We start from the raw sequence: 23,607 nt of genomic DNA on the forward strand, positions 1-23,607 counted from the left end.
ATTTGAATTAACTTTATCCGGTAAGCCTGTAAAGGGGTTAAGGGCGTTGTCCGCGACGCGGTGAATCGTGCTAGTTTTAACCGCAGACGGTTAACCGGAAAAGGAGCGGCTAATGGTTTCACTTAAGTGGATTAATAACGTGCGTTTACCCTGGCGAGAGGGCTTATGGCAGATTGAAATTGCCGACGGTCACATTGCCCGTATCACTCCCCAGCCGCAGCAGGCGACGCCGGTGGAGGCATCGCTGGACGGTGAGGGCGGCCTCGCCTGTGCGCCGTTCATTGAACCGCATATTCATCTTGATACCACCCAGACTGCCGGTGAACCGACCTGGAATCAGTCCGGTACGCTATTTGAAGGCATTGAGCGCTGGGCTGAGCGCAAGGCGTTGCTCAGTCATCAGGACGTGAAGCAGCGGGCATTGCAGACGCTGAAATGGCAGATCGCCAACGGTATTCAGTTTGTCCGTACCCATGTCGACGTCTCCGACCCCAGCCTGACCGCGTTAAAAGCGATGCTGGAGCTGAAAGAAGAGGTGGCACCGTGGATAACCCTGCAGATTGTCGCTTTTCCGCAGGAGGGCATTCTCTCTTATCCCAATGGTGAAGCGTTGCTGGAAGAAGCATTGCGGCTCGGCGCAGATGTCGTCGGGGCGATTCCGCATTACGAATTCACCCGCGAATATGGCGTTGAGTCACTGCACAAAACTTTTGCGCTGGCCAACCGCTACGACAAGCTGATTGATGTGCACTGCGATGAGATTGACGATGAACAGTCGCGCTTTGTCGAAACCGTGGCGGCGCTGGCGCATCGTGACGGTAACGGCGCGCGGGTCACCGCCAGCCACACTACCGCTATGCACTCTTATAACGGTGCCTACACCTCGCGGCTGTTCCGTCTGTTAAAACTGTCAGGCATTAATTTTGTCGCTAATCCACTGGTTAACATTCATCTGCAGGGCCGTTTCGACCACTATCCTAAGCGGCGCGGCATTACGCGGGTGAAAGAGATGCTGGAGGCGGAGATTAACGTCTGCTTCGGGCACGATGATGTGTTTGATCCCTGGTATCCGCTGGGCACCGCGAACATGCTGCAGGTGCTGCATATGGGATTGCACGTCTGCCAGTTGATGGGTTACGAACAGATTGATGCCGGCTTAGATCTGATTACCCATAACAGTGCCAGAACTCTGCAGCTTTCCGGCTACGGTATTCAGAGCGGCCACGAGGCCAGCCTGATCATTCTGCCTGCCGAGAGCGGCTTTGATGCGGTAAGAAGACAGGTTCCGGTGCGCTATTCACTGCGTCGCGGTGAAGTGATTGCGGCAACCAGACCGGCTGAGAGTGAGATTTACTGGCGGGAGCAGGAGCGCGTCGACTTCCGGCGCTGACAAGCAGGGCGGCGAAGGATCGCCGCCCGGCGAGATTAATGGGTGACGTGACCGTGCGAACGATGTTTGGTCACCAGTCCCAGCAGGACACACATGACAAACACCACCGCATACAGACCGTTAGCGGTGACCAGCGCGGTGTGCACGCCGCTCTTCTCGACGATAGGCGCGGTAACCACAAAGGTCAGCATGGTGCCGACGGTGCCGCAGGTCAGAATGAAGTTCACCAATTTTGGTGAAGCTACTTTGGTTTGCAGCGAGCCGAGCGTGATGATGGTGGTGTAAATCGCGCTGGAGCTAAAGCCCAGAACCATGATGATCCACTTCAGCATACCGGCATCCTGGCTGCTGACGAACCAGTACATCAGCAGCGTCGCCAGGCCAGCCAGCACCATCAGGATACGTTGCAGATCGAAGAAGCGCAGCAGGAAGCTGAACGCCCACATTCCGACCATATAGGCGGTCCAGAAGCTGCCAACCAGCTGTCCGGCATTATCGATATTCATGCCCATCACTTTGGTGGCGTATTCCGGTACCCACGAGATAAAACCGAGCTGACCGAGGATGTAGCACAGGGCGGCAACCGCGAGCAGCAGCACGCCAACGCCCCATTTTTCCTTTTCAACTGTCGGGCTGTTTTCCGGCTTGCGCAGTACCGGGAACTCGACAAACAGCGTCATGATGAAAATCGCCACATAGATGAAGCCGATGCAGACATAAACCCAGTACCATGGCAGTTGACGTGCCAGCAGGATACCTGCCAGCACCGGGAACAGCGTGCCCGCCATGCTGAAGAAGGAGTCGGTAAACAGCAGACGTGATCCGCGCTGGCGACCTTCATACATGTGGGTAATCAGGAACGTCCCGATCGACATGGTAATGCCGCTGACCACACCCAGCACGAACATGCAGAGCGAGAAGATGCTGAGATCGCGGCTGGTCATTAAGCCAATGATCGCCAGCACCATCAGGACGAAACCGAAAATCAGCTGGCGCTTGAGTGGCACGATCACCATCAGCCAGGCATTGAGGAAAACGGCGGCCAGGATCCCGCTGTTCAGGAAGGTGAAGGTGTTACTCATGCTGGAGATGGGGATCTGGAAATCTTTCGCGATATCGCCCATTACCATGCCGGTAACGATTACCAATGCGCCGGTAAGCGCATACGAAAAGAAGCTTATCCAGGTAAGGCCGATACGATTACGGTTTGTCATGTTCTGAACCTGTTAGGAAACCGGTGGCAAAAAGTGTCAGAAAGTGTAAACGGAACTGTGATCTTAATAAACAACCAGTGAAACTGGAGATCTACATTTCATGTGTTGTGTGATTTTAATCACGCATTTGCCGGGTTTTATCGATTGCTCGCGCTTTTTAAGCCGCAGCGTAAATATAGGTAAAACGCTGGCTCTTGTATTACATGCTCTTTACAATCAATCACGTTTTTGAGCTAGCTCTCCAAGGTAAGGAATCTTTCATGTTTAAACGTACTTTAACAGCGGCAATTACCCTGTTAGCGCTCTCATCTGTTTCTGCCTCGGCCCTGGCCGCAAAAGGCGATACCCATGTTCTGCTCACCACCTCCGCCGGCAATATCGAACTCGAACTGAATGACCAAAAAGCGCCGGTCTCGGTGAAAAACTTTGTTGATTACGTCAACAGTGGCTTCTACAACAACACCATTTTTCATCGCGTGATCCCAGGCTTTATGGTGCAGGGCGGCGGCTTTACCACCGACATGCAGCAGAAGCAGACCAATGCGCCGATCAAAAATGAGGCGGATAACGGCCTGCGTAACCTGCGCGGCACCATCTCAATGGCCCGTACCGCCGATAAAGACAGCGCCACCAGCCAGTTCTTCCTCAACGTGGCCGATAACGCCTTCCTCGACCATGGCCAGCGTGATTTTGGCTATGCGGTATTCGGTAAGATTGTGAAAGGTCAGGATGTGGCTGAAAAAATTTCTCAGGTACCGACCAAAGATGTCGGTCCTTACCAGAATGTCCCGTCTAAACCGGTAGTTATCCTCTCCGCTAAAGTTCTGCCTTAATGCTTCATGCCGCCATCTGTCGATGGCGGCGCTTTCCCGCATCCGGCAAAGCCAGAAAATGCTCTTATACTTAGGGCAAAACCTGAGCAGGAGGCGACATGGCGAACAAACTCACCGAGAAACAAAAGGCCACATTGTGGCAACAGCGGCGCAGCGCCAGCTATCAGGCTAGCTGTCGGCTGGAAGGCTTCAGCCACAATGAACCCGCGGTAAAAGGCGACGAGGCGGCGGCACGTCTGGCTTCGCTGAGGAGGCAATATGGTCTCTAATATCGCGGTCAGCCAGGATCCCTACCTGTGGCACAACGACAACGTGCTGAAGAATCTGCTCGATATTCATGACGCGGCACAGCTGCGTAAAGCAGAGCTGAGCTTCAGTGCTGCCCGTCTGGCGACGCTGGAGTTAGGGCCGCGTAATGCCGGCTTGCCGTGGCTGCAGCTGATCCACCGTACGCTGTTCCAGGATGTTTACAGCTGGGCCGGTGAGTTGCGTACCATCGATATCTGGCGCGATGAGACGCCGTTCTGCCATTTCGAATATATCGAAAAAGAGGGGAATGCCCTGATGGCGGCGCTGGAAGAGGAAAATGGCCTCGCCGACCTGCCGCGTGACGCCTTTGTACAGCGTATTGCCCACTACTACTGCGAAATCAACGTGCTGCATCCTTTCCGTGAAGGAAATGGCCGCGCGCAACGCATCTTTTTCGAGCAGCTGGCGCTGCATGCCGGTTATCTGCTGGCGTGGGAGGCGATCGATGCCGAAAGCTGGCGAGTGGCGAATCAGGCAGGCGTTGCAGGCGACCTGCAGCTGCTGGAGCAGGTTTTTGCGAAAGTGGTGAGCGAGCCGGCGTAACCGCGTAGAATAGCGGCGCTGGTAACCACTCTGGATTAGTCATGCTGCTGCTGATCGACAACTACGACTCCTTTAGCTGGAATCTCTATCAATATTTCTGCGAGCTGGGCGCGCAGGTTCGGGTGGTGCGCAACGATGCCATCACCCTGCAGCAGATGGATGCGCTGCCGCTGACCCATCTGGTGATTTCCCCGGGACCCTGTACCCCCAACGAATCCGGCATTTCACTGGCGGCGATTCGCCATTTTGCCGGACGCCTGCCGGTGCTGGGCGTTTGCCTCGGACATCAGGCGATTGCGCAGGCCTGGGGCGGCGAGGTCGTGCGCGCCCGTCAGGTGATGCACGGTAAAACCTCGCTGATTCAGCACAGCAACAGCGGCGTGTTCCGCCAGTTGAATAATCTCCTCACCGTTACCCGTTACCATTCATTGATCGTAAAACGCGATACGCTGCCTGACGTCTTTGAGGTCACCGCCTGGAGCCTGCGTGACGGACAGCCCGACGAGATCATGGGCATCCGCCATAAAACCCTGGCACTGGAAGGGGTGCAATTCCATCCTGAAAGCATTCTCAGCGAGCAGGGACACCAGCTGCTGCGCAATTTCCTGTCGCAATAGTTTGCCTTTGAGTGATTTTTTATGCATATTTTGTGATTATTATTTCACAGCAGTACAACAATCATTCAAATGGGGTCACTAATGGCAGCCGAAAAAATTGCGGTCACACGGGAAACGTTCGATAACGTTATTTTGCCTGTTTATGCACCAGCGCAGTTCGTGCCGGTCAAAGGCAAGGGCAGCCGCGTCTGGGATCTGCAGGGCAAAGAATATATCGACTTTTCGGGCGGCATCGCCGTGACTGCGCTCGGCCATTGCCATCCTGCGCTGGTGGAAACGCTGAAAAGCCAGGGCGAAACGCTGTGGCATACCAGTAACGTCTTCACCAACGAACCGGCACTGCGTCTCGCCAGCAAGTTAATCAATGCCACCTTTGCCGAGCGGGTGTTTTTCGCCAACTCCGGTGCAGAAGCGAATGAGGCGGCGTTCAAGCTGGCACGCTATTACGCCTGCAAACGTCACAGCCCGTTCAAAAGTAAGATCATCGCCTTCCACAATGCTTTCCACGGCCGGACGCTGTTTACCGTGACGGTCGGCGGACAGCCAAAATATTCCGATGGCTTTGGCCCTAAACCTGCCGATATCGTCCACGTGCCGTTCAACGATCTGGCTGCGGTTAAGGCGGTTATCGACGATCACACCTGCGCTATCGTGGTCGAACCGATTCAGGGTGAGGGCGGCGTGGTGCCCGCAACCGAAGAGTTTATGCACGGGCTGCGTGAACTGTGCGATCAATACCAGGCACTGCTGGTGCTGGATGAAGTGCAGAGCGGTATGGGACGCAGCGGCAAGCTGTTTGCTTATGAGCACTATGGCGTGCAGCCCGATATTCTGACCTCGGCCAAAGCGCTGGGTGGCGGTTTCCCGGTCAGCGCCATGCTGACTACCCATGAGATCGCCTCCACCATGGCCCCTGGCGTGCACGGCACCACCTACGGCGGCAATCCGCTGGCCTGCGCCATTGCCGAGACCGCGCTGGATATCATCAATACCCCGGCAGTGCTGGAAGGCGTTGGCGTCCGGCGTCAGCAGTTTGTCAGCGCGCTGCAGGCGATTGATGCGAAGTACGATCTGTTCAGTGATATTCGCGGCAAAGGCCTGCTGATTGGCGCGGCGCTGAAGCCTCAGCATGCCGGCAAGGCGCGCGATATCCTCAATGCGGCAGCCGCTGAAGGGGTAATGGTGCTGGTGGCCGGCACGGACGTGATGCGTTTTGCACCTTCGCTGATCATCGAACCCGCCGACATCGAAGAGGGTATGCGCCGCTTCGCCACCGCCGTCGGCAAGGTGATTACCGGCTGATTTAGTTTTTGCGTAACCGTCTGCTCAGCCAGCGGCCATGTTGCGGTCGCTGGCTCCACGCCAGAGATGAAATGGTGTGCATCACGCTCAGATGATCCAGAATGCGGCGTACATGCTGTTCCACCACCGTGACCGGCCCTTCATTAATGTTTTCCAGCTCATCCAGCAGGTTAACCTGCGAACTGGCACCATCATATTCCAGTCGCTGCTGACAACGTTGCAGCGCAATTTCGCAGGACTGCAGATAACGCTCAGCTAACGTGGCGGTCAGCATGGTGTGTTCACGCGCCAGAATCGTCATTGCATTGATGTGCTCAACAATAAACTGGCTGTGGGTGACCCACAGACGCATATCCTTGAGGTACTGAGCGTTAAAAGCCGGTTCCTGCATCGCCTGGTTCAGGGAGTTAAACAGCGCATTGTGAGCCTGATTGACCCGTACCCGCTGATACGCCAGTTTCTCCGGTGACTGTTCCGCCCCCAGCAGCAGCCGTAGCGCATCCTGATAGGTTTCCAGCGCGTCGTGGGCGTTTTGCCGCAATAAGCCACTCTGCCACTGCGGCCACAGCCACAACATTCCGCCAAAGGCGATCAGGCACCCCATCAGCGTATCCATCAGGCGCGGCAGCAGGAACTGCGCCCCATTCAGCGACAGCAACTGCAGCGAGTAAACCGCCGTCACCGTAAAGCCGATCATCGACCAGCCGTAAAACTGGCGGGTAAACCGGTAGCTGATAAAGGTGATCACCAGCATGATCAGCAGCACCAGCGACTCCGGCACCGCCAGGCGTAAGGTAGCAGCCGCAATCACCAGGCCGGCAAAGGTGCCCAGCGCCCGGTGCTGGATGCGAACGCGGGTGGCGCTGTAGCCGTTCTGGCTGACGAACATAATGGTCATCAGAATCCAGTACGGTTTAGGGATGTTAAAAAACAGCGCCAGCGCGCTGCCCAGCATCAGCATCACCGCAAAGCGCCCGGCAGTGCGCAGTGCCGACGAACGCCAGGACAGATAGCTGCGCAGCGCCGGCAGAAGCGGCAGACGGCGCTGACGATCGGCCATCAGGTCACGTTGATAGAGCGGTTTTTGGGTGCGCAGCACCCGCGCAATCCGATTGAAGTGGTAGAGACAGAAATTTCCCACCGGATTGTCAGGATGCTGGCGGGCGATTTTTTCCAGCGCGCTGAGCTGCTTCTCCATGCCAAAACGATCCGGCAACTGGTGATAGAGAATGTTATCCGCCAGCACCCGTAAGCGGGCCGAAATAGTCTGGGCGTTCCAGCGGATCACCGCTTCGGCATGGCTCTGCTCCACCAGTTTCTGCACCTCTTCCGGCTGATGCAGGCTGACCGAGATGTGCTCCTGCAGGTCCAGCGCCACCTGAAAGGCGCGGGTCAGCCGCTTATGGCTGTGATCCCGGCTGGCGGAAAGCATGTGCATCTGCTGGTAACAGGTGGTGATCATATCGACCACTTTTTGCTGACGCGCCAGCAGCGGCGGCAGGGCCTTTTCCGGATCGGTCAGCTGAGTCAGCAGGGTATATTTGGCGTCGCAATAGTTGGCCAGCTCACGGTAGATCAGGCTCAGGCTTTCACGCATTGGCTGCTCTTTCCACAGCCAGAACCAGAACCAGTTAAACAGCCCATACCATAGCGTGCCGCCGATATAGAGCAGCGGCGGCACATAGATCGGCATACGGCCAATCAGGCTCAGCGTGAAGATGGCGGCGATCAGGGTGCCGGGCAGCAGACGGCCGTGCAGCGGGCTGATTTCGCCGGTGACCCCCAGCAGCAACGGCAAGGCGAACAGAATCAGCGGCAGCGGAATGGCGTGCTGCGTCAGCCACTGAATCAGAAAGCTGCCGAGCGCAAACAGGCTGCCGCCGACAATCAGGCGTTTGAAGAAGCGTTTATGCGGGGTATCCAGACCGGCGATATTGCAACAGGCGGGAACTAACGAGAACAGCAGACCTTTTTGCAGGTCGCCAGCCAGCCAGCCCAGCGCCACTGGCAGACAGAGCACCAGGGTTTGCCGCAAGGCGTAGTTGACTTCAGGATGGTAAATAATTCGACGCCACATCGGCCCAACACAAACAATAACGGCGCGATGTTGCCATCACGCCGTGGGTGACAGGAATTAGCGGGTGCCGTAAACGACGATGGTTTTGCCGTGTGCAGAGATCAGGTTCTGATCTTCCAGCATCTTCAAAATACGGCCCACGGTTTCACGTGAACAACCAACGATTTGGCCAATTTCCTGACGAGTAATTTTAATTTGCATGCCGTCGGGATGCGTCATGGCGTCTGGCTGCTTCGCCAGGTTAAGCAGGGTCTGAGCAATGCGTCCGGTCACGTCGAGGAAAGCGAGGTTACCCACTTTTTCTGACGTAACCTGCAGGCGACGCGCCATCTGCGACGACAGTCGCATCAGGATATCCGGGTTAACCTGGATCAGCTGACGGAATTTCTTGTAAGAAATCTCCGCCACTTCGCACGCGGTTTTCGCACGTACCCAGGCGCTGCGCTCCTGACCTTCTTCGAACAGGCCAAGCTCGCCAATGAAATCGCCCTGATTCAGGTAAGAAAGAATCATCTCTTTGCCTTCTTCATCTTTGATCAGAACCGCAACGGAACCTTTCACGATGTAGTAAAGCGTTTCAGCTTTTTCACCTTGGTGAATCAGCGTACTTTTGGATGGATACTTGTGAATATGGCAATGGGACAGGAACCATTCGAGTGTAGGGTCTGTTTGCGGTTTGCCGAGAACCATTCGCTATTATCCTCTGTTGTAATCGTGCCCAAAATACAGGGGGCAGTTTCCCTGTCAGGCGATGAAAGCTTCAAGCGTTTCCCTTACAGGAAATTATTCGGGCTGCATTCGGCGCAGTGCGCATCATTCTTCCCGGCTTCGCCATCGGGTGACGAAAAATATTTTCAGCACTGTTTGTAGCACAGCTTTTGCCGACTGTCTTCTGTTGTCTCGCTTCAGCTAACGGCGGATTTCTCTGGATTGCTGTTTACCAGGCGAAAGCGTACTCTGACGGCAAAACCGCATATTCTGGAGCGAAAATCATGCAGGCAAGAGTGAAATGGGTAGAAGGGCTGACATTCCTCGGTGAGTCGTCATCCGGACATCAGGTATTAATGGATGGCAATTCGGGTGATAAAGCGCCCAGCCCAATGGAGATGGTGCTGATGGCGGCGGGCGGATGCAGCGCCATCGACGTCGTTTCAATTCTGCAAAAAGGTCGCAACGATGTGGCTGATTGTGAAGTAAAACTGACCTCAGAACGTCGTGAAGAGGCGCCGCGAATCTTTACGCACATCAACCTGCACTTTATCGTGAGCGGCAAAGCGCTACAGGATAAGGCGGTCTCACGCGCGGTGGATCTTTCTGCTGAAAAATATTGCTCGGTCGCCATCATGCTGGGTAAAGGGGTTACCATCACCCACAGCTATGAAGTGATCGAACTGTAGTAGCCGCAAGGGTCATTGCAGACCTGCTAACTTCACTTCCAGTATCTGATGCAGGTTGCTTTAAGACTGTGCCTGGGCAGGGAATCCGTTTTGATACTGTGCCTGCGCAGGGAACCGGGTCAGATCGGAAAGTCGCTTAAGCCAATCCCTGGCCGCTCGGCCCGCGCGATTACGCACCTCATCCCTGAGGCGCGCCCGTAGCCGGGCCAACGCTTTGCGTTGTTCAAAAACGCTCCCGGCGTTTTTATCCGGGCGGCGGGACGCTTTCCTCTTCTGACCCGGTTCCCAGCGTGTTGAACTTATCTATTGCTGCCAGATTCTTTCTGCCCAGGGGTTGTCTGTAGCGACCTTCCTGAAACCGGATGCGGTTGTCGAACGTGAAGCGAAGGGAGCATATGCCTGTAGCAAAGCATCGCGGGCCAGGGATGGCCCGTGCTGAGCCTGCCAGGGATAGCGGTTTTGCGTCTTTGCGAAAGGTGTATGCTCCCTGAAGCCTGCCCAGGGGTAAGTCTTTAGCCGCAGGAAAGCCAGTTTTACTCTCTTTGTTAAAGACATCTGCTCTCAGAGCGGTTTTTGCTGGCCTCTTATTCTATCCGCTTGCCTTCCACCAGCCGCTTCACCAGCGGACCCATGATCAGCTCCATCGCCAGCCCCATTTTTCCGCCCGGTACCACCAGCGTATTGATATGCGAGATGAACGATCCCTGCAGCATCGCCAGCAGATAAGGGAAGTCGATATCGTCCAGCGCCTGGAAATGGATCACCACGAAGCTCTCATCCAGTGACGGAATAGCGCGGGCGGCAAACGGATTTGAGGTATCGACTGTCGGAACTCGCTGGAAGTTAAGATGGGTGCGCGAGAACTGCGGCGTAATGAAGTTGATGTAATCCTCCATTGAGCGCACCACCGAATCCATTACCGCTTCACGCGAATGGCCGCGTTCGCTAGTGTCACGCACCAGCTTCTGAATCCACTCGAGGTTAACAATTGGCACCACGCCCACCAGCAGGTCGACATGCTCCGCTACGTTATGCTGGGCGGTCACCACGCCACCGTGCAGTCCTTCGTAAAACAAAATATCGGTGTTTTGCGGCAGCGGCTGCCACGGCGTAAAGGTGCCCGGCACCTGATTCCACGGTACCGCTTCGTCATAGGTGTGCAGGTATTTACGCGACTGGCCCTGGCCGTTGAGCCCATACTGCCTGAAGCTCTGCTCCAGCAGGCCAAAGTCATTGGCTTCCGGACCGAAATAGCTGACATGACGGCCCAAATCGCGCGCCTTGCGGATTGCCATATCCATTTCAGGCCGGGTGAAACGGTGGAAACTGTCGCCTTCCAGTTCGGCAGCGTGAAGATCGAGCTGCTGAAAGATTTTACGGAACGCGAGACTGGTAGTGGTGGTCCCCGCGCCGCTGGAACCGGTGACGGCGATTATCGGATGGCGTGCTGACATAAAAAAGCTCCCTGTGAAGTCGGGCCATGCGCATTGTTAACATGAATTGCCGCCGGCTGCATCAGCCGCGAAATTCTTTGCGCGGCATAATATTGACCGATTCATGCAGTTCCGACCACACCAGCACCACTTCGCCGGTTTCCAGCTGACGGCGCACGTCAGCCACTTTTTCGCTCAGGCTGCGTTCCTGCTCGCCGTAGTCGGTGCCTTCACGCAGTACGAAAGTTTCAATCAGGTTTTCAAGCGTCTCAGGTGAGACCTGTTGCCAGGGAATAATCACAACGTTAGGTATCCAGAAAAGGGGCAATCCACTGGGGTATGCGCTGTTCAAGCCACATTTCGGGCTGGCGCAACGTCCCGCCGACAAAGCCAACGTGACCGCCGTGCGGCGTCAGTTGATAAGTAATAGTGGCAGATAATTGGCTGCTGTGCGGGATCACCTCATCACTCATGAACGGGTCATCTTTGGCATGAATGATCAGCAGCGGCTTATCGACCTGTTTCAGCCAGGGCAGGGCGCTGGCGCGCTGATAATAGTCAGCCGCATCGCTGAAACCGTGGGCGCGGGCGGTGATCGCGTCATCGAAGTCGCGTAGCCGGCGTAGCGCTTTAAGCTGCGTCAGATTCACCGGCAACGTTTCCGGCCAGGCGTGCAGTTTGCGCCGGGCGTTCTTCTTCAGCTGCGCCAGTAAATAGTATTGGTAAAAGCGCGAGAAGCCGCGCTCCAGTTTGACGCTGCACGGCTCCAGCAGCAGCGGCGCGGAGACGATGACGCCCGCGTTAACCGGCGCATCGGATCCCTGCTGACCCAGCAGGCAGCCCAGCATGTTACCGCCGAGCGAAAAACCCACCGCCACGGTCGGTACCCGACCCCAGCGGGTTTGCAGCCAGTGCAGAAAATAGCGTGCATCTTCGGTTTCACCGGAATGATAGATACGGTTCAGCCGGTTAGGTTCGCCGCTGCATCCGCGGAAGTGCATCACCACCGCCAGCCAGCCGCGTGCGCGGCAAATTTCCATCAGCCCGTGGATATAGGGGCTGTGGAAACTGCCTTCCAGTCCGTGAAACAGCACCACCCGGGGTTTGTGCTGTGCCAGATGCGGATCTTCACTCCAGGCGAGATCGACAAAATCGCCATCGGGCAGATCGAGACGCTGCCAGTGAGGATCGAGCTTGATCTGCCGCCGTAGCAGGCGTGGCAGTACCGTTTGCAGATGCGCATTGCGCATGCCGGCTAACGGCGTAAATTGATCCGTGTCGGGTGCGATTAATTTCATCGGGTAAAAGCTTGTCTGTTCCATATCGCGCTGTTAGCTTCGATAGGTTTTTTGCTTGCTGGGGGTGAGGAGCACCCGATTGCTATGGAACTGAGTCTTTTCTTGTCGATGTTAGGATTCCTTTGGGTCGCCGCGATCACGCCAGGCCCTAATAATATGTTACTTACTGCGGGCGGCGCCAATTTTGGCTTCCTGCGGACCATTCCTCTGATGATTGGCATCATGATCGGCATGCAGGTCATGCTGCTGATGGTGGCGTTTGGCGTCGGCGGACTGATCCTGCTCTATCCCTCACTGCATCTGGTGCTGAAAATCGCCGGTAGCCTCTACCTGCTGTGGCTGGCATGGAAAATTGCCACCGCCAGCTACGAAAAACTGGAAACCGATCAGGTGCCGGAGTCGCCCATGCCGTTCTGGCAGGGCGGATTACTGCAGCTGATCAATCCCAAAGCCTGGCTGATGGCGCTGGGCGCGGTCGCCAGCTTTAGCCTGGCTGGCGATGCCTATCGTCAATCGGTGATGGCGATCAGTCTCGGCATGTTTATCGTTAATCTGGTGTCCGGCCTGATCTGGATGGGATTCGGCGCAATGATTGGCCGCATTTTACGCAGCCGCCGCGCCTGGAAAATCTTTAATCTCGCCATGGGATTGCTGACGGCAGCCTGCGTGCTGTTGATCTGGCACTGAGTTAACTGGAGGCGCGTTCAACGCGCTTCCAGGGCAGGACTTCACGGATTACCGGCGCGTGCGGTTGACGGATTTTCTGCAACAACAGCTGCACGCTTCGCGCCCCGAGCTGATACATCGGTTGTTCGATGGTGGTCAGCGGCGGATTAAGGCTGCCGGTAAATGGAATGCCGTCAAAACCCACTACCGCCAGATCTTCCGGCACGCGCAGCCCCGCTTGCAGCGCGGCATGAATCACCCCCACAGCCAACACATCCGACACGGCAAAAATCGCATCCGGCGGTTGCGGCATCGCCAGTAATTGTTGTAGTGCCTGGCTGCCCGCTTCCGTGGAGATATCGCTGGCGTAGGCGACCCCTGACCACTGCAGTCCCAGCGCGTTTATCGCCTGCTGGTAGCCCTGTTCACGATGGTGCGAATAGAGGTAGCGCATATCCCCGTTAACCAGCCCGATGCGTTTGCGGCCTTTGCCGGCAAGGTAGTGGACGGTATCGCGTGCCGCATCGAGATGATCGATGGTGACGGAAGAGGCCGGGATAGCCGGATCGAACTCCGAGCACTGGACCCACGGCGCGCCTGCAATGATGTGCTGCAAATCCTGCAGTCCCGACGCCGCATCCATGGTGATCACGCCATCCACTACTTTGCCGGTCAGCAGCGTGAGATAGGCGGCTTCACGCTGTAACTGCGAGGCGGAGTGGCAGAGCAGGATGTGATAACCGTGCAGCTCGGCTTCCGCCTCAATGCCCTGTACCACCCGCGAGCAGAAGGGATTGGTGATGTCCGAAATCAACACCAGCAGCATGTGGCTTTGCGCCGTGCGCAGTTGTCGGGCTAATAAGTTGGGCTGGTAGTCACAGGCGGCGATAGCCGACAGCACTTTCTCACGCGTATCGGGTTTGACGCCGGGATGGGCGTTGAGAACCCGCGACACCGTGGCTTTAGAGACGCCAGCCAGCTGAGCGACTTTCTCAATCGACATCGAACACAAAGACCTTTTACAAGCAAGAAACGGGAACGCATATCAATAGCACAGGCCGAATGTGAGCGCCTGACATTTTTTTATGCTGGCGCTGTTTTCAGCATTTGCGATTTTTAGCTTAGTTTTGCAGATAGTGATCTAAGAACTTATTTCTATTAGGGATAATTTTTAATTCCTTGGTGAAATTATTGCCGCCAGAGACACTGCTTCCATCATAAAAAGGGTGGGGTAGCAATCATGGCAGTTACAGCACGTTTAACGTTTTTAGCCGCAGCGCTGGCGCTGCTGGCCTTCCGGGCGGACGCGGTCAATGTCACCGTGGCGTATCAGACTTCTGCCGAACCGGCCAAGGTGGCGCAGGCGGACAACAGTTTCGCCAAAGAGAGTGGTGCCAGCGTTGACTGGCGTAAGTTTGACAGCGGTGCCGGTGTGCTGCGCGCGCTGGCGTCGGGCGACGTACAAATCGGCAATATCGGCTCCAGTCCGTTAGCGGTCGCTGCGGCGCAGAAGCTGCCCATCGAAGCCTTTTTGCTGGCTTCTCAGCTCGGTAACTCTGAAGCCTTAGTGGTGAAGAAGAACATCACAACACCGCAGGATCTGATCGGTAAACGCATCGCCGTGCCGTTCATCTCTACGACCCATTACAGCCTGCTGGCGGCGCTGAAACACTGGGGCATCAAACCGTCACAGGTGCAGCTGGTCAATCTGCAGCCGCCCGCGATTATCGCTGCCTGGCAGCGTGGCGACATTGATGGTGCCTACGTCTGGGCACCTGCAGTCAATGAGCTGGAGAAAAACGGCAAGGTGTTAACCGACTCTGCGCAGGTGGGAAGCTGGGGATCGCCCACTCTCGACGTCTGGGTGGTGCGCAAAGACTTCGCCCGGCAGCATCCGGAAATCGTCACCGCCTTTGCCCGCAGCGCGCTGGCCGCGCAGCAATCCTATCTCGACAATCCTGATAGCTGGCTGAAGCAGCCTGATAATCTCAGCAAGCTGTCACGCCTGAGCGGCGTACCGGAAGCGCAGGTGCCCGGCCTGGTAAAAGGCAACACCTACCTGACGGCGCAACAGCAGATTGAACAGCTGGGCAAGCCGGTGAACAAGGCGATTGTCGACACGGCCCAGTTTCTGAAAGCGCAGGGCAGAGTGCCGCAGGCGGATAACGATTACAGCAGTTACGTGACCTCCCGCTTTGTCGCGCCGTTAGCCAAACCTTAAGGAGTCCTCATGCTACGCATCGCTCATCTGAATGCGCGTTATGCCGGGCAACCGGTGTTGCAGGATATCAATCTGCAGATCGATCGCCGTGAACTGCTGGTGGTGCTGGGGCCGTCAGGCTGCGGTAAGACCACGCTGCTCAACCTGGTAGCCGGTTTTTTGCCGGTGGAATCGGGCAGCATCACGCTGGATAACCAGCCGGTCACCGGACCGGGGGCTGACCGCGGAGTGGTGTTTCAGCATGAAGGCTTACTGCCGTGGCGCAACGTGCTGGATAACGTCGCCTTCGGTTTGCAACTGGCTGGCATGGCGCGTCAGGAGCGTGAAGCCATTGCGCGCCGGCTGATCAGGCAGGTCGGCCTGGAAGGCGCGGAAAAGCGGGCAATCTGGCAGTTATCAGGCGGTCAGCGGCAGCGGGTTGGCATTGCGCGCGCGCTGGCGACCGATCCGCGCCTGCTGCTGCTGGATGAGCCGTTTGGCGCGCTTGATGCCTTTACCCGCGAACAGATGCAGACCTTGTTGCTGACGCTGTGGCGCGACAGCGGCAAACAGATCCTGCTGATTACCCACGATATTGAAGAGGCGATCTTTCTCGCCAGCGAGCTGATCCTGCTGTCGCCGGGACCCGGACGCATTGTCGAGCGGCTGCGGCCCGATTTTGGTCAGCGCTTTGCCGATGGGGAGCCGTGCCGCAGCATCAAATCCGATCCGCAGTTTATTGCTCAGCGCGAATATGTGCTGAGCCGGGTGTTTGAGCAACGGGAGGCGTTCGCATGAGTGCGTTAATCAACGACAAAACCTTGCCGGTGCGACGCCGACTGCGCTGGCCTTTTTCTACCCGCTTTTCATTAAGCGTACTGAGCGTATTACTGCTGTTACTGGTGTGGTGGGGCGTGACCGCGCTGGGGTTAATCGCGCCGCTGTTTTTACCGCCGCCGCAGCAGGTCTTCAGCAAACTGCTGCTGATTGCCAGCCCACAAGGGTTTATGGACGCCACGCTGTGGCAGCATCTGACAGCCAGCCTGACCCGCATGTTGATCGCGCTGTTTGCCGCCGCCGCTATCGGAATTCCGGTCGGGATTCTGATGGGCCTGAGCCCGGTGGCGCGTGGATTGCTTGACCCGCTGATCGAACTTTATCGTCCAATCCCACCGCTGGCCTACCTGCCTTTGATGGTGATCTGGTTCGGCATTGGTGAGACCTCGAAAATCCTGCTGATTTATCTGGCCATTTTTGCGCCGGTCACCCTCTCTACCTTAGCCGGGGTGCGTAATGCGCAACAGGTACGCATCCGGGCGGCACAGTCGCTGGGCGCTTCCCGCTGGCAACTGCTGCGCTGGGTCATTCTGCCTGGCGCGCTGCCCGAAATTCTGACCGGACTGCGCATCGGTCTGGGGGTCGGTTGGTCAACGCTGGTGGCGGCTGAACTGATCGCCGCCACCCGGGGGCTCGGTTTTATGGTGCAGTCCGCCGGGGAGTTTCTTGCCACCGATGTGGTGCTGGCGGGCATCGCGGTCATCGCCTTAATTGCGTTTAGTTTAGAACTCGGCTTACGGGCCCTGCAGCGCCGTCTGACGCCGTGGAATGGAGAACAATCATGAATGAACGTCTGAATTTTCAACCGCTTGGTCCGTATATTGGCGCCCAGGTTTCCAACCTTGATGTTTCACGGCCGCTCAGTGATGCGCAGTTTGAACAGCTCTACCATGGCCTGCTGCGTCATCAGGTACTGTTTCTGCGTGACCAGGTGATTACGCCGGAGCAGCATCGGGCGCTGGCGATCCGCTTCGGCGATCTGCATATTCACCCGGTCTATCCGCACGCCGACGGGGTTGAAGAGATCATCGTGCTGGACACGCATCAGGACAATCCACCGGATAACGATAACTGGCATACCGACGTGACGTTTATCGAAACGCCACCGGCGATTGCGTTGCTGGCGTCAAAAGTTCTGCCGGAGGCGGGAGGGGACACGCTCTGGACCAGCGGCATTGCTGCTTATGAGGCGCTCTCGGCACCGTTTAAAGCCCTGCTGGCCGGCCTGACCGCCGAGCACGATTTCAAAAAGTCTTTCCAGGAATATAAGTACCGCAAAACGGAAGAGGAGCATCAGCGCTGGCAGCAGGCGGTGGCGAAGCATCCGCCGGTGCAGCATCCGGTAATCCGTACACATCCGGTCAGCGGCAAAAAAGCGCTGTTTGTGAACGAAGGCTTTACCACGCGGATTGTTGATCTGAGCGAGAAAGAGAGTGAGACGCTGCTGAGCTTCCTGTTCAGCCACGTCACTAAGCCGGAATTCCAGGTGCGCTGGCGCTGGCAGCCGAACGATTTGGCTATCTGGGATAACCGGGTTACCCAGCATTATGCTAATGCCGATTACTATCCGGCGCGGCGGATAATGCAGCGGGCAACGGTGCTGGGGGATAAGCCGTTTTAAGACGCAGAGTCAGCGGCGCTCTCCCCCGGTTAAAGGGAGAACGCCAGCCGTTTAACTGGCCATCATCTGCTCTAATTTTTCCTGCGCGTCCAGCCAGGCCATCTCGACCTCTTCCAGCGCCGACTTACTCTCGGCCTGACGCTGCAGGGCGACCGTCAGATCCGCCTTACGGCTTTGCTCATAAATCGCGCTGTCGGCCAGCTGGTTTTCCGCTTCGGCCAGCTGGCTTTGCCAGCGGGTCATCTGCTTTTCCAGCTTCTCAATCTCTTTGCGTAGCGGTTGCGTTTGCGCGCGTAGCTCTGCGTCCCGGCGCTTCTGATCTTTACGGGCCTGGGCGCTGTTGCCGTTATCCAGCTTCGGCGGCGCATCCTGTTGCGCCTGCTGTTTCTGCAGATCGCTCAGCCACTGCTGATAATCTTCGAGGTCGCCCTCAAACACGTCCACTTTGCCGTCATGCACCAGATAGAGATCGTCGGTGGTAGCGCGCAGCAGGTGGCGATCGTGCGATACCACCACCAGCGCGCCTTCGAAATCGATCAACGCTTCGGTCAGCGCCTGTCGCATATCCAGATCGAGGTGGTTAGTCGGTTCATCAAGCAGCAGCAGGTTAGGACGCTGCCAGACGATCAATGCCAGCACCAGTCGCGCCTTCTCCCCGCCCGAGAAACGTTCGGTGATTTCGCTGACTTTGTCACCCTGAAAACCAAATCCGCCAAGGTAGTCACGCAGCTGCTGCTCCAGCACGTTTGGTGCGATGCGCGCCAGATGCTGCACCGGCGACTCATCAGCCCGTAAATACTCCAGCTGATGCTGTGCGAAGTAGCCCAGCTTGATCCCTTTTGCCAGACCAATCTTGCCTTCCATCGCCTCAAGCTCGCCAGCCAGCAGCTTGATCAGGGTCGATTTACCGGCGCCGTTACGGCCGAGCAAACCGATGCGTGAGCCGGGCACCAGGTTGAGTTTGATCGCGTCGAGGATAATGCGATCGCCATAACCCGCCGTGACTTTTTCCATCTTCAGCAACGGATTCGGCAGGTTTTCTGGCGCGCGGAAGCTGAAGCTGAACGGGTTATCGACGTGGGCAGGCGCAATCATCTCCATGCGTTCCAGCATTTTGATGCGGCTCTGTGCCTGCTTCGCCTTGGTGGCCTGAGCGCGGAAGCGGTCGATATAACTCTGTAGGTGCGCCACTTTCTCCTGCTGGCTCTCATACAGTGACTGCTGCTGTGCCAGTTTGGCGACGCGCTGCCGCTCAAACGAGGTGTAGTTGCCGGTATATTCGTACATCGCCTGCTGTTCGATGTGCACAATCTTGTCGACCACCGGATCGAGGAAGTCGCGGTCATGGGAGATCAGGATTAGCGTGCCTTCGTAGCTTTTCAGCCAGCGCTCCAGCCAGATCACCGCATCGAGATCGAGGTGGTTGGTTGGTTCATCAAGCAGCAGCAGATCGGAACGGCAGATCAGCGCCTGCGCCAGGTTAAGACGCATGCGCCAGCCGCCGGAAAAGTCGCTGACCGGCCGTTGCAACTGCTCCTGACTGAAGCCCAGGCCGTGCAGCAGGCTGGCGGCGCGCGCATGGATGCTCCATGCCTGTACCGCATCGAGCTTGCCGTGCAGCAGGGCAATGGCATTGCCGTCGTCGCGCTGGTTGGCGTCTGCCAGTTGCGCCTCAAGCTGGCGATACTCACGGTCACCGTCAATCACGTACTCCAGGGCCGGTTTACCCAGCGCCGGCGTCTCCTGATTGACCCAGGCCAGCGCCCAGTTGGACGGAAAAGTGACTGAGCCGGCATCGCTGGTGATCTCACCTTTTAACAGCGACAGCAGCGTGGATTTACCACAGCCGTTTTTACCCACCAGACCGACCTTCTGGCCAGGATTGATGGTGGCGGTGGCGTTATCGAGCAGAACGCGGATGCCGCGGCGAATTTGTAAGGAAGAGAAGACAATCATGTAAGCGCCGTATCGTCAGAATATGTTAATTTACAGGCAACATAATGAGATTTTGCTGCGTCGTGCATGGTAGCGGAAAACCGCACCAATGACGACGCTTTGGAGGGAAAGGATGTCGCAGCCACCCAAGGTTTTGCTGCTTTATGCTCATCCGGAATCGCAGGATTCGATTGCGAATCGGATTTTACTGCAGTCGGCTCAGGCGCTGGAGCATGTCACGGTGCACGATCTCTACGCCGCCTATCCGGATTTTTTTATCGACATTCATCATGAACAACAGCTGCTGCGCGAACACGAGGTGATCATTTTCCAGCATCCGCTCTATACCTACAGCTGCCCGGCGCTGCTGAAAGAGTGGCTGGATCGGGTGCTGTCGCGCGGGTTTGCTAACGGTGTGGATGGCAATGCGCTGGAAGGTAAGTACTGGCGCAGCGTGATCACCACCGGCGAACCGGAAAGCGCCTTTAAACACCATGGTCTGAATCGCTATTCGATGAACGACATTATGCGGCCGTTCGAACTGACGGCGCAGATGTGCCGAATGCACTGGATGCCGCCAATGATTGTCTATTGGGCGCGTCGTCAGAATCCCGATTTAATGAAAAATTATGCCCGCGCCTATGGCGACTGGCTGGCAGCACCGCTGCCGAATGGAGGGGTGTAGATGGAAGGACAAACGCTGCTGACCGCGGGGGTGATTTATCTGGTGGCGGCGGTACTGATCGTACCGGTGGCGGCTCGCCTCGGTATCGGTGCAGTTCTGGGCTATCTGGTGGCGGGTATTGCCATTGGTCCGTGGGGATTAGGCTTTATCAGCGACGTCGATGAGATCCTGCACTTCTCTGAACTGGGTGTGGTGTTTCTGATGTTTATCATCGGGCTGGAGCTGAATCCGGCCAAGCTGTGGGCGCTGCGGCGTTCGATCTTTGGCGTCGGGGCCGCGCAGGTGATCTTCTCTGCCGCGATTCTGGGCGGCCTATTGTGGCTGACCCACTTTAGCTGGCAGGCGGCGGTTATCGGCGGGATTGGCCTGGCGATGTCCTCCACCGCCATGGCGTTGCAGCTGATGATGGATAAGGGCATGAACCGCAGCGAAGCGGGGCAGTTGGGCTTTTCGGTGTTGCTGTTTCAGGATATCGCGGTCATCCCGGCGCTGGCGCTGATTCCGCTGCTGGCGGGCACCGATAGCGGGCATGTCGACTGGATGAAGGTCGGCATGAAGGTGCTGGCCTTTGCCGGCATGCTGGTGGGTGGACGCTACCTGTTGCGGCCGATCTTCCGTTATATCGCGGCTTCCGGGGTGCGCGAAGTGTTTACCGCCGCCTCGCTGTTGCTGGTGCTGGGCTCGGCGCTATTTATGGATGCGCTCGGCCTGTCGATGGCGCTCGGTACTTTTATTGCCGGCATTTTGCTGGCGGAAAGTGAATATCGCCATGAGCTGGAAGTCGCCATCGACCCGTTTAAAGGGCTACTGCTTGGGCTGTTCTTTATTTCGGTCGGCATGGCGCTTAACCTCGGGGTGCTCTATACCCATATTATTACCATCCTGCTGGGCGTGCTGACGCTGGTGGTGGTCAAAACGCTGGTGCTGTACGTGCTGGCGCGGATTTACGGTTTGCGCAGTTCAGAACGGCAGCAGTTTGCTGGCGTGCTGAGCCAGGGCGGTGAATTTGCCTTTGTGCTGTTTTCCGCCGCTGCCTCTGCGAAGCTGTTCTCTGGCGATCAGCTGCCGATGCTGCTGGTGACGGTAACGCTGTCGATGATGACCACGCCATTACTGATGCAGGGCGTCGATCGCCTGCTGGCGCGCCGTTTCAACGAGCCGGACGACGAGGCGGAAAAACCGTTCGTCGAAGACGATCAGCCGCAGGTGATTGTGGTCGGCTTTGGTCGCTTTGGGCAGGTGGTGGGTCGTTTACTGATGGCAAACCATAGCCGCATTACCGTGCTGGAACGCGATATCAGCGTGGTCAGCCTGATGCGGAAATATGGCTATAAGGTTTACTATGGCGACGCCACTGAACTGGAACTGTTACGCGCAGCCGGGGCCGCCAGCGCGCAGTCGATCGTTATTACCTGTAACGAACCTGAAGATGCGATGACGATCGTGCATTTATGTCAGCAGCATTTTCCCCATCTGCAGATTCTGGCGCGTGCCCGTGGTCGTGTTGAAGCGCACGAGTTATTGCAGGCCGGCGTGACCCAGTTCTCGCGTGAAACCTTCTCCAGTGCGCTGGAGCTGGGCCGTAAAACGCTGATGTCGCTGGGGATGCATCCCCATCAGGCGCATCGCGCTCAGCAGCATTTCCGTCGGCTGGATATGCGCATGCTGCGTGAACTGATGCCGAATCTCACCGATTCCGCCCAGGTGTCACGGGTACGTGAAGCGCGGCGTGAACTGGAGGATATCTTCCAGCGCGAAATGCAGCAGGAGAAGCGGCAGCTTGATGGCTGGGACGATGATGAATAACGTGATTAAACAGGCGGGATATCATGCGTAAACGTTTTATTGCCGGTGCGACCTGTCCGCACTGTCAGGAAAAAGACACGCTGGCGATGTGGCGTGAAAACAATGTCGATGTGGTGGAGTGCGTTAAGTGCGGCCACCAGATGCGTGAGGCCGATAAGCAGGCCCGCGATCAGGTTCGCACCAATGAGCAGGTTATCGGGATTTTCCATCCCGAGTAGCGGAATGGCTCAGCTTTTTTTAAGCTTAAACTTACAGCGGGATTGAATTCCGTTACAATTGGCGCCATTAACGCTGTGGTCGCAAGAGAAAGGTTATGTCCTCTTGCACTCAGCAACGAACCTTTCTGGTTGGTGTTATTGCACGCAAGAATAGACCAATGAGACGGGATCTCAGCTCTCAACGGTTAGGAGATATCATGAAAGTAGCAAAAGACCTGGTGGTAAGCCTGGCCTATCAGGTACGTACAGAAGACGGCGTGTTAGTTGACGAGTCACCGGTGAGTGCACCGTTGGACTATCTGCACGGTCATGGTTCCCTGATTTCTGGTCTGGAAAATGCGCTGGAAAACCACGTAGCAGGCGACAAGTTTGACGTGCATATTCCGGCAAACGACGCGTACGGTCAGTACGATGACAACCTGGTACAGCGTGTGCCGAAAGACGTTTTCATGGGCGTTGACGAACTGCAGGTTGGCATGCGCTTCCTGGCAGAAACCGATCAGGGTCCGGTACCGGTAGAAATTACCGAAGTGGAAGACGATCACGTCGTGGTTGATGGTAACCACATGCTGGCGGGTCAGAACCTGAACTTTAACGTCGAAGTGGTCGCGATTCGTGAAGCCACACCGGAAGAACTGGCCCATGGTCACGTTCACGGTGCAGATGGCCATCATCACGACCACGACCATGATCACGGTCATGACCACGATCACGGTCAGGGCGGTTGCGGTACTGGCGGTTGCGGCTGCAGCCACTAAGACCGATTATCCGTATCAGGGCCACCTTCGGGTGGCCCTTTCTTTTGGCGGCCATCCGCGTACCGGTATTGCCGGTTCAGGCTGATCCGGCCAGACGGCAGATCAGTAGTGCGGCGGCGGCGTCTCTTCAGACTGTGACGCGACCATCGACGGCGCGTTGGCTTTGAGTTTGTCGGTCAGAATACGCATCTGCTCACGCATCTTATTCATCTCCAGTTCGTGCTGCACCACCGCGCTGTTTAACTGCTCAATGGTCATCTCCTGGAAGGCCAGTTTACTCTCTAACGTCTCCAGACGCTGTTCCCACTCAGATTGTTGCATGACCTGTTCCTCTGTTAAGGTGCGACTCGGACGTGATTCTACGGGCTGGACGCGAAGAATCACCTGATTTTTAAACTATCTGCGGCGTTTCGCTTGAAAAAGCGCAGCGCGGCATCATCTCTGATGAAACTTCCTGATGCAAAAAAG

25 protein-coding genes are annotated in these 23,607 nt (G+C 56.7%); 16 read left to right on the top strand and 9 right to left on the bottom strand.

The annotated features are described in order from the left end of the window. Positions 1-112 precede the first annotated feature (112 nt). The gene (locus ABIB18_RS12370; protein WP_069729410.1) at positions 113-1,390 is read left to right on the top strand and encodes a cytosine deaminase; all 1,278 of its coding nucleotides are present in this window, start codon (positions 113-115) and stop codon (positions 1,388-1,390) included. A gap of 35 nt (positions 1,391-1,425) precedes the next feature. Here the strand turns inward: ABIB18_RS12370 and tsgA are convergent, their stop codons facing one another. After that, the gene (gene tsgA, locus ABIB18_RS12375) at positions 1,426-2,604 is read right to left on the bottom strand and encodes an MFS transporter TsgA (RefSeq protein WP_031376798.1); all 1,179 of its coding nucleotides are present in this window, start codon (positions 2,602-2,604) and stop codon (positions 1,426-1,428) included. 260 nt (positions 2,605-2,864) lie between these two features. Between tsgA and ppiA the strand changes: the two genes are divergently transcribed. From ppiA to argD, 5 genes are all read left to right on the top strand, one after another. Beyond that, on the top strand, positions 2,865-3,437 hold the full coding sequence (gene ppiA, locus ABIB18_RS12380) for a peptidylprolyl isomerase A (protein ID WP_031376799.1): 573 nt from the start codon (positions 2,865-2,867) through the stop codon (positions 3,435-3,437). Positions 3,438-3,535: 98 nt separating this feature from the next. After that, positions 3,536-3,706, top strand: a complete 171-nt coding sequence (gene ficA, locus ABIB18_RS12385) for a FicA/YhfG family antitoxin (RefSeq protein ID WP_089562387.1) — start codon at positions 3,536-3,538, stop codon at positions 3,704-3,706. After that, positions 3,696-4,289 (top strand): putative adenosine monophosphate-protein transferase Fic, encoded by a 594-nt coding sequence (locus ABIB18_RS12390; protein WP_031376800.1) that lies wholly within the window; start codon positions 3,696-3,698, stop codon positions 4,287-4,289. The genes ficA and ABIB18_RS12390 overlap by 11 nt, the downstream gene beginning before the upstream one ends. A gap of 41 nt (positions 4,290-4,330) precedes the next feature. After that, positions 4,331-4,906 carry an aminodeoxychorismate/anthranilate synthase component II gene (locus ABIB18_RS12395; protein ID WP_354474214.1) on the top strand — a complete coding sequence of 192 codons (576 nt, stop codon included), beginning with the start codon at positions 4,331-4,333 and terminating at the stop codon, positions 4,904-4,906. Between the two features lie 81 nt (positions 4,907-4,987). Beyond that, entirely contained in the window at positions 4,988-6,208 is a 1,221-nt protein-coding gene (gene argD / locus ABIB18_RS12400) for a bifunctional acetylornithine/succinyldiaminopimelate transaminase (protein WP_354474215.1), read from the top strand. Position 6,209: 1 nt separating this feature from the next. Here argD and ABIB18_RS12405 read toward each other — a convergent pair whose 3' ends face one another. After that, positions 6,210-8,285 carry a YccS/YhfK family putative transporter gene (locus ABIB18_RS12405; RefSeq protein ID WP_069729407.1) on the bottom strand — a complete coding sequence of 692 codons (2,076 nt, stop codon included), beginning with the start codon at positions 8,283-8,285 and terminating at the stop codon, positions 6,210-6,212. Between the two features lie 57 nt (positions 8,286-8,342). Then, entirely contained in the window at positions 8,343-8,975 is a 633-nt protein-coding gene (gene crp / locus ABIB18_RS12410) for a cAMP-activated global transcriptional regulator CRP (protein WP_000242758.1), read from the bottom strand. A gap of 302 nt (positions 8,976-9,277) precedes the next feature. Between crp and ABIB18_RS12415 the strand changes: the two genes are divergently transcribed. Beyond that, positions 9,278-9,682 (top strand): OsmC family protein, encoded by a 405-nt coding sequence (locus ABIB18_RS12415; RefSeq protein ID WP_031376804.1) that lies wholly within the window; start codon positions 9,278-9,280, stop codon positions 9,680-9,682. 584 nt (positions 9,683-10,266) lie between these two features. Here the strand turns inward: ABIB18_RS12415 and ABIB18_RS12420 are convergent. From ABIB18_RS12420 to ABIB18_RS12430, 3 genes are all read right to left on the bottom strand, one after another. Next, the gene (locus ABIB18_RS12420) at positions 10,267-11,136 is read right to left on the bottom strand and encodes a phosphoribulokinase (protein ID WP_031376805.1); all 870 of its coding nucleotides are present in this window, start codon (positions 11,134-11,136) and stop codon (positions 10,267-10,269) included. A gap of 61 nt (positions 11,137-11,197) precedes the next feature. Continuing rightward, the gene (locus ABIB18_RS12425) at positions 11,198-11,416 is read right to left on the bottom strand and encodes a YheU family protein (protein WP_031376806.1); all 219 of its coding nucleotides are present in this window, start codon (positions 11,414-11,416) and stop codon (positions 11,198-11,200) included. Between the two features lie 4 nt (positions 11,417-11,420). Then, entirely contained in the window at positions 11,421-12,437 is a 1,017-nt protein-coding gene (locus ABIB18_RS12430) for a hydrolase (RefSeq protein WP_031376807.1), read from the bottom strand. A gap of 60 nt (positions 12,438-12,497) precedes the next feature. Here ABIB18_RS12430 and ABIB18_RS12435 point away from each other — a divergent pair, with 60 nt between their 5' ends. After that, positions 12,498-13,100 carry a LysE family translocator gene (locus ABIB18_RS12435; RefSeq protein WP_031376808.1) on the top strand — a complete coding sequence of 201 codons (603 nt, stop codon included), beginning with the start codon at positions 12,498-12,500 and terminating at the stop codon, positions 13,098-13,100. A gap of 1 nt (position 13,101) precedes the next feature. Here the strand turns inward: ABIB18_RS12435 and ABIB18_RS12440 are convergent, their stop codons facing one another. Then, positions 13,102-14,082, bottom strand: a complete 981-nt coding sequence (locus tag ABIB18_RS12440) for a LacI family DNA-binding transcriptional regulator (protein WP_031376809.1) — start codon at positions 14,080-14,082, stop codon at positions 13,102-13,104. A 237-nt stretch (positions 14,083-14,319) separates the two neighbouring features. On the opposite strand from ABIB18_RS12440, the gene tauA reads away from it, so the two are divergent. Genes tauA through tauD form a run of 4 tightly spaced genes read left to right on the top strand, consistent with a single transcriptional unit; the run spans position 14,320 to position 17,737 of the window. Next, positions 14,320-15,300: a taurine ABC transporter substrate-binding protein gene (tauA, locus tag ABIB18_RS12445; protein WP_089562385.1), complete on the top strand. Its 981-nt coding sequence runs from the start codon at positions 14,320-14,322 to the stop codon at positions 15,298-15,300. Positions 15,301-15,309: 9 nt separating this feature from the next. Next, on the top strand, positions 15,310-16,077 hold the full coding sequence (gene tauB, locus ABIB18_RS12450) for a taurine ABC transporter ATP-binding subunit (protein ID WP_031376811.1): 768 nt from the start codon (positions 15,310-15,312) through the stop codon (positions 16,075-16,077). Continuing rightward, positions 16,074-16,901: a taurine ABC transporter permease TauC gene (gene tauC, locus ABIB18_RS12455; RefSeq protein WP_031376812.1), complete on the top strand. Its 828-nt coding sequence runs from the start codon at positions 16,074-16,076 to the stop codon at positions 16,899-16,901. The genes tauB and tauC overlap by 4 nt, the downstream gene beginning before the upstream one ends. Next, positions 16,898-17,737: a taurine dioxygenase gene (tauD, locus tag ABIB18_RS12460; protein ID WP_031376813.1), complete on the top strand. Its 840-nt coding sequence runs from the start codon at positions 16,898-16,900 to the stop codon at positions 17,735-17,737. The genes tauC and tauD overlap by 4 nt, the downstream gene beginning before the upstream one ends. Positions 17,738-17,788: 51 nt before the next feature. Here the strand turns inward: tauD and ABIB18_RS12465 are convergent, their stop codons facing one another. Next, positions 17,789-19,693, bottom strand: a complete 1,905-nt coding sequence (locus ABIB18_RS12465; RefSeq protein WP_354474216.1) for an ABC transporter ATP-binding protein — start codon at positions 19,691-19,693, stop codon at positions 17,789-17,791. Between the two features lie 112 nt (positions 19,694-19,805). Between ABIB18_RS12465 and kefG the strand changes: the two genes are divergently transcribed. From kefG to slyD, 4 genes are all read left to right on the top strand, one after another. Then, positions 19,806-20,357, top strand: a complete 552-nt coding sequence (kefG, locus tag ABIB18_RS12470) for a glutathione-regulated potassium-efflux system ancillary protein KefG (RefSeq protein ID WP_031376815.1) — start codon at positions 19,806-19,808, stop codon at positions 20,355-20,357. Then, positions 20,358-22,163: a glutathione-regulated potassium-efflux system protein KefB gene (kefB, locus tag ABIB18_RS12475; RefSeq protein ID WP_031376816.1), complete on the top strand. Its 1,806-nt coding sequence runs from the start codon at positions 20,358-20,360 to the stop codon at positions 22,161-22,163. Positions 22,164-22,186: 23 nt separating this feature from the next. Then, positions 22,187-22,381, top strand: coding sequence for a YheV family putative zinc ribbon protein (locus ABIB18_RS12480; RefSeq protein ID WP_010253033.1), 195 nt, complete (start codon positions 22,187-22,189; stop codon positions 22,379-22,381). A 197-nt stretch (positions 22,382-22,578) separates the two neighbouring features. Further along, positions 22,579-23,139, top strand: a complete 561-nt coding sequence (gene slyD / locus ABIB18_RS12485; RefSeq protein WP_031376817.1) for a peptidylprolyl isomerase — start codon at positions 22,579-22,581, stop codon at positions 23,137-23,139. Positions 23,140-23,241: 102 nt separating this feature from the next. Here slyD and ABIB18_RS12490 read toward each other — a convergent pair whose 3' ends face one another. Then, positions 23,242-23,460 carry a SlyX family protein gene (locus ABIB18_RS12490; RefSeq protein WP_013359251.1) on the bottom strand — a complete coding sequence of 73 codons (219 nt, stop codon included), beginning with the start codon at positions 23,458-23,460 and terminating at the stop codon, positions 23,242-23,244. Positions 23,461-23,607: the final 147 nt, after the last annotated feature.

Source organism: Pantoea sp. UYEF8, assembly GCF_040546285.1.
Classification (GTDB): Bacteria; Pseudomonadota; Gammaproteobacteria; order Enterobacterales; family Enterobacteriaceae; genus Pantoea; species Pantoea brenneri.